Origin of the sequence: Streptomyces sp. NPDC058665 (genome assembly GCF_042714995.1) — a bacterium.
Taxonomy (GTDB): domain Bacteria; phylum Actinomycetota; class Actinomycetes; order Streptomycetales; family Streptomycetaceae; genus Streptomyces.
The window spans coordinates 1-7,066 of the sequence record NZ_JBHXRX010000129.1 but is presented as its reverse complement, the minus strand read 5'-3'; the positions used below and the strand labels follow the sequence as shown (position 1 = coordinate 7,066).

2 protein-coding genes are annotated in these 7,066 nt (G+C 65.5%); both read right to left on the bottom strand.

What is annotated here, in order from left to right; all coding sequences use genetic code 11:
• On the bottom strand, nucleotides 1-5,496 hold a 5,496-nt coding region (locus tag ACFWV8_RS38025), incomplete at its 3' end, for a condensation domain-containing protein (protein WP_384215054.1).
• On the bottom strand, nucleotides 5,493-7,066 hold a 1,574-nt coding region (locus tag ACFWV8_RS38020; RefSeq protein WP_384215053.1), incomplete at its 5' end, for an amino acid adenylation domain-containing protein. The genes ACFWV8_RS38025 and ACFWV8_RS38020, both read right to left, overlap by 4 nt.

Below are 7,066 nucleotides of genomic sequence, written 5' to 3'. Positions count from 1 at the left end.
ACCACCCCACTCATCCACCACACACACCCGCACATTCACCAGCGGACGACCAATACTCACCCCACCCCCACCCACCACACGAGCAAACGTACTGTCAACGGTGCACTCCGTGGGGCCGTAGAAGTTGTAGGCAGCCACATTCTCGACCATCGACAATTGTTCCCACAGCGGCTGGTCCATGGCCTCACCGCCGACGGACAGCACCGCCGGACGCGGATGCCCCTCGTCGAACATGCCGACACCCGCCAACTGCCGCACCACCGACGGCGTGATGTCCATGAATCCGATGCGGTGATCGGCGACGTACCGGGCCAGCGCCTCCATGTCCAGACGCGTCACACTGTCCACAATGTGCAGCTCGTTCCCCTCGAACATCCACAGAAGAGCCTCCCAGTGGGTGTCGAAGGACAGAGGCGCGGTCAGCGCCGCGGGCATCCCCTCCGCCCGGACCTCCCGAAACGCCTCGTGATGGCCCCAGAACATATTGCACACCCCTCGGTGGGGGATGACGACTCCCTTGGGCCGGCCCGTCGAACCCGACGTAAAGATCATGTACGCGGCATGCTCAGGCAGCAACGGCGACAACCGGTCCACATCCGACAGATCACCCCCGCCGAACCCAGCCAGCAGACCACCACCCTCCTCCGCCACCCCCGCCAAATCCACCCACTCCGTACCCTCAGGCCACGACACCCACGAACGCGCATCCCCCAGCACCACCACCGGACCCGCATCATCCAAAACCGCCCGCACCCGGGACACCGGCAGATCATCACCCACCGGCACATACACCCCACCAGCCTTCAACACCGCCAGCACAGCAACAACCATCTCCACCGACCGCGACACACCCAACGCCACCCTCGACTCCGGCCCCACCCCCCGACTCACCAACAACCGCGCCAACCGATTCGCCACAACATTCAACTCCGCAAACGACAACGACACCCCACCAGCCACCACCGCCACCCCCGACGGGGACCTCACCACCTGCGCCTCAAACAACTCCGACACCACCCCTACCGGACCACCCTCCGCCAGACCCCCAACACCCCCCAGCCACCCCCGCTCCTCACCCGACAACAACTCCACATCACCCAACAACACACCCGGATCAACCGCCACACACTCCAAGAACCGCACAAACCGATCCACCAACCCCCGCACCGACACCTCATCAAACAAATCCAGCCGGAACGCCAGGCCACCGTGCAGTACGTCTCCCGCGTCAACCAGCGTCAGATCCAGATCGGCAGGTATGTAGCCGACACCGGGCTCCATCCTGGTGGCGGTGATCCCGGCGAAGCTCGACTCCGTCAAAGGCTCGGTGACAGTCTCCGGAAAGTACGTGAACATGGCTTGGTAGAGGGGGTTGCGGCTGGGATCACGGGCCGGCTGCACACGCTCCACCACGGAACTGAACGGCACGTCCTGATGAGCCATACCCTCCAGCACGGAACCACGGACCTGCCCAAGGAAGTCCACGAACCGCATCCCCGGCTCGCACTGACCCCGCAACACCACCGTATTCACAAAATATCCGATCAACGGCGCCACCTCAGGACGACTCCGCCCCGCCATCGGACACCCCACCGTCACATCACGCTGACCACACACCCGGCCCAGAAACGCCTGATACACAGCAAGCAGCGTCATGAACATCGTCGCGTCAGCACCCCGGGCAAGCCGACGCAACCCCTCAACCACACCCGCAGGAACAACAAACCCGACATGACCCGCCCGACCCGACTGCACCGCCGGCCGCACCCGGTCAACCGGCAGATCCAACACCGGAACACCCGCCAACCGACCACCCCAATAATCCAACTGCGCATCCAGCACACCACGCTCCCGCAACCCATACTGCCAACGCGCCACATCCAAAAACTGCAACCCCAACTCAGGCAGCCCCGCAACCCCACCACCCACCGCAGCCCCATACAAAACCGTCAGCTCACGCCAGAAAATCTCATCCGACCACGCATCCGTAAACGCATGATGCGTCACCACCAACAACACATGCTCATCCACACCCAACCGGAACAACACCACCCGCAACGGCACATGCCCATCCAAATCAAACGGCTCACCCGCCCGCTCAGCCACCAACTCCTCAAGCAACCCCTCCCCACCAGCCCCACCAGGAACCGACACCACCTCAACCCGCACCGGACCCGCAGGCAGCACCTCCTGCACCACCGACCCCCCACGCTCCACAAAACGAGTCCTCAACACCTCATGCCGACCCACCACACCCGCCAACGCACCCTCCAACGCCCCCACATCAAGCCGTCCCACAAGCCGGAACGCCGACGGCACGTTGTACGACCCCACCCCCGGACCCAACCGCCACAAAAACCACAACGCCTCCTGCGCCGGCGACAACACCCCCTCACCCGCACCCAACCCCACCAACACATCCCCAGAAACCCCACCCACCGGCCCGGACTCTTGGCTTCGCAGCAGCGCCGCCGCCCCGGCCACGGTCGGGTGCTGGTAGAAGTCCGCGTGCTCCAGTACCAGCCCCAGACGCTCCTGCACCTCGAACTTGACCCGCATGGCGATCAGCGAGTGCCCGCCGATGTCGAAGAAGTTGTCGTGCCGGCCGATCTCATCCACATCGCCGAGGAGGTCCTCAAAGATCTCCGCGATCGCGGTCTCCAGCCCCGGCTCGGGAGGCTGAATATCATCTGCTTGGGCATCCGGCACGGGCAACTGGTCGAGGCCCGCTTCGCCGCCGGGCAGGCGAGGAAAGCCGAATGCCTCATCGACGAGAGGACTCCGCTCCACAATCGCCCTCCGGCCCAGGATCTCCAGGACTCCGCCGGACAGCCACCGGCCCCGGACACCGGTGCGATACATACGCGCACCCGGCTCGTCACCGAACGGGGCCGGCAGGAATCGCTCGGCGGTCGCGCCGGGACGTCCGAGGTAGCCGCGGGCCACCCCGGCACCGCCGACGAAGAGTTCACCGATGTGGCCCACAGGCACCCGTTCGAGGCACTCGTCGAGAATCTCGATCGTCTCGCCCCGCATCGGACGGCAGAGGGGAACTCTGGCTCCCGGAGCGAGCAACCCCTTCAGTCGCTCCACGGGTTCACCGCTCATGGTCTCGCCTCCGCTCACCACCAGCCGGAGCCCGTTGGGCAGAAGCTCGGCTCTGCTGACGCAGTGCTCGGCGAGTGCCTCCAGCGTCGACGGCGCCGCGGCGAAAGCGTTCACCCGCTCCTCGTGGATCAGAGCGAGCAGGTTCGAGGGAGTGAGCGGCGCTCCGTCCGTCTCCAGGACAAGGGTGCCGCCGAAGGCCAGGCCATGGACCAGGTCCCCCATGAAGAGATCGGAGTCGGGACTTGCCAGGCTCAGCCAGCGGTGGACGGACTTGTCCGCATGCTCGTCGGCCCATGCGGCGCGTAGGCCCGCGTAGTTGCGACGAGTGACCATCACCCCCTTCGGGGTATCGGCGGAGCCCGACGTGAAGACGATGTAAGCGAGCGCGTCGGGATTCAGGTGCGCGGGGGCGAGACTCTGCGGATCAGCCTCAGCCAGTCGGCGATCCGTGTCCGGGGAGCCCATCCACAGCACACGCTCCGCCGGAAATCCGGTGTCGACACGGGCACCGGCTCCCACCACCAGGAGGACCGGGCGCAGTTCACCGATCAGGTGGGACATGAGGGCCGAGGAAGCTTCGGCGTTGATCGGCGCGTGCACCGCCCCGATCGACATCGTGGCGAGGGTGACCACCACGGCGTCCACACCTCGGGGCAGGCCGGCGGCCACCACATCACCGGCCTGTACTCCTGTCGCCGACATGACGGCTGCCAGACGCCTGATGCGATCGTGTAGTTCACGGTAGGTCAGGACGGTCCCACCGGCCCGAAGCGCCTCGGTGTCCGGGGTCTCTTCGGCCTGGCGAGCGAAGTACTCTTCAACACCGAGGAGCAGCCCGTCGGTCCTCCGCGCCGACGCGGAGCCTGTCCACTCGGCGAGCTGAGTTCGATCGGCCGGTGAGAGGATGCTGATCTCGTCCAGGCGGCGTTGAGGGTCTTCGGCAACAGCACGGAGGAACCGCAGAAAGCCCTCGCCCATCCGTTCGGCACTGTCCCGCTCGAACAGTTCCTCGTTGTACTCCAGGGTCCCGCGCAACGTCCCGTCACCGCTCTCGCTACAGCCGAGCGCCAGGTCGGCAGGCGCCTCGCGCTTGTCGACCGGGTAACTGTGCAAGGTGAGGTCGCCGACCGTGACTTCACCGGAATCGCCCAGGTTTGGGCCTTGGTACGTGAACATGGCTTGGTAGAGGGGGTTGCGGCTGGGATCACGGGCCGGCTGCACACGCTCCACCACGGAACTGAACGGCACGTCCTGATGAGCCATACCCTCCAGCACGGAACCACGGACCTGCCCAAGGAAGTCCACGAACCGCATCCCCGGCTCGCACTGACCCCGCAACACCACCGTATTCACAAAATATCCGATCAACGGCGCCACCTCAGGACGACTCCGCCCCGCCATCGGACACCCCACCGTCACATCACGCTGACCACACACCCGGCCCAGAAACGCCTGATACACAGCAAGCAGCGTCATGAACATCGTCGCGTCAGCACCCCGGGCAAGCCGACGCAACCCCTCAACCACACCCGCAGGAACAACAAACCCGACATGACCCGCCCGACCCGACTGCACCGCCGGCCGCACCCGGTCAACCGGCAGATCCAACACCGGAACACCCGCCAACCGACCACCCCAATAATCCAAGTGCGCATCCAGCACAACACGCTCCCGCAACCCATACTGCCAACGCGCCACATCCAAAAACTGCAACCCCAACTCAGGCAGCCCCGCAACCCCACCACCCACCGCAGCCCCATACAAAACCGTCAGCTCACGCCAGAAAATCTCATCCGACCACGCATCCGTAAACGCATGATGCGTCACCACCAACAACACATGCTCATCCACACCCAACCGGAACAACACCACCCGCAACGGCACATGCCCATCCAATACAAACGGCACACCCGCCCGCTCAGCCACCAACTCCTCAAGCAACCCCTCCCCACCAGCCCCACCAGGAACCGACACCACCTCAACCCGCACCGGACCCGCAGGCAGCACCTCCTGCACCACCGACCCCCCACGCTCCACAAAACGAGTCCTCAACACCTCATGCCGACCCACCACACCCGCCAACGCACCCTCCAACGCCCCCACATCAAGCCGTCCCACAAGCCGGAACGCCGACGGCACGTTGTACGACCCCACCCCCGGACCCAACCGCCACAAAAACCACAACGCCTCCTGCGCCGGCGACAACACCCCCTCACCCGCACCCAACCCCACCAACACATCCCCAGAAACCCCACCCGTCAGTCTGCGTTGGAGCAGCTGGCGCTTGGCCGCGCTGAGGCTGCGCCACTGCTCGTCGGTGACGCGGGGAATGGGGCTGCGTTCCGACGTGACGTCAAATGCGGTGGGAAGGGATCCCTCGTTGCTCACTGCTCCTCCTCAAGAAGTCGCACAGCGTCACTGTCGGACAGCTGATCCAATTCGGCCAGCAATTGCCCTATGTCCTCGGAATCCGCCAGCAGTTGGCGGACACGGGCCGCGAGGGCAGCGAGGCCTGGGCAAGCCAGTACGTCTTGTACGGCGATTCCGACGCCGAGGTCGGTATTGAGGCGGGTGGTCACGCGGATGGCGTGCAGGGAATGCCCACCGAGATCGAAGAAATTGTCCGTGGTGGAGACGCGTTCGGTCCCCAGGGTTTCGGACCAGATCCGGGCGATCGCCTTCTCGACATCGTCGGCCGGCGGTACGTACTCGTCCGGCCGGGTCCCGATGTCCGGCTCGAGCAGCCCGCTTCGGTTGATCTTCCCGTTGGGGAGCAGGGGCAGCGTGTCCAGGACCACCACCTGTACGGGCACCATGTGTTCGGGCAGCCGCTCGGCCAGGAAGGCCCGCAGTTCGCCCCCGCTCTCAGGCTCCAGGCCCGGCCCCTCGGCGTAACCCACCAGACGCAGTGCACCACCCGTCCCGGGCGAAGCCACCACCACAGCCGCCTCGACCTCCGGATGCGAGTGCAACACCACCTCGATCTCACCCGGTTCCACCCGGAAACCCCTGATCTTGACCTGCTGATCGACACGCCCCACGAACTCCAGCGTCCCGTCCGGCAGCCACCGCGCCAGATCACCCGTCCGGTACAACCGCGCACCCGGAACCCCGGAAAAACAGTCCGGCACGAACTTCTCCGCCGTCAGCCCTGGACGCGCCCAATAACCCACCGCCACACCAGGACCACCCAGCCACAGCTCACCCGGCACACCCACCGGCGCCAGCCACCCGAACCGGTCCACCACCCACGCCTGCGTATTGGTGATCGGCGGACCGATACGACCCGGTGTGACCGATCCCGCCAGCAGCGGCACACACGTCGAGGTCGTGGTGACCTCGGTGGGACCGTAACAATTGTAGAAGCGGGCCCCGCCGGCCTGAATGGCGCGCTCCACCATCACCGGATTGATCATCTCACCACCCACATGCACCCGCTCCAAGGTGGCAAAAGCGTCAGGGACCGCCGATACCGTCGCGTTGAACAGTGCCGACACTGCTCCAAGGACGGTCACGCCCTCCGAACGGATCAGATCGCGCAGGCTCTCCGGAGCCGTCACCACTTCCGGTGGAATGATCACCACCCGGCCGCCGTTCAGCAGCGGTCCCCACACCTCGAACGTCAGAGGATCGAACGACGCCGAAGCAAGCTGTGCCATCACTGACGACTCGGACAGCGGCAGATAATCGGCCTCGCATACGAGGCGCACCACCCCCGCGTGCGGCACCACCGCGCCCTTCGGCCGGCCCGTCGAACCCGACGTATACATCAGACACGCCGGCCTGAGACCAGAACCACCGCCAACCCCCCCACCAGCACTGCCGGACGTGAGAGGGACAGACCGCACCTGGCTGATATCGACGGTGGTCCGGCCGTCCAGCGGGAGACGGTCGAACAGATACTCATGCCCCACCACCACCCGCGCCCCCGAATCCTCCAGCATGAACGCCAGACGCT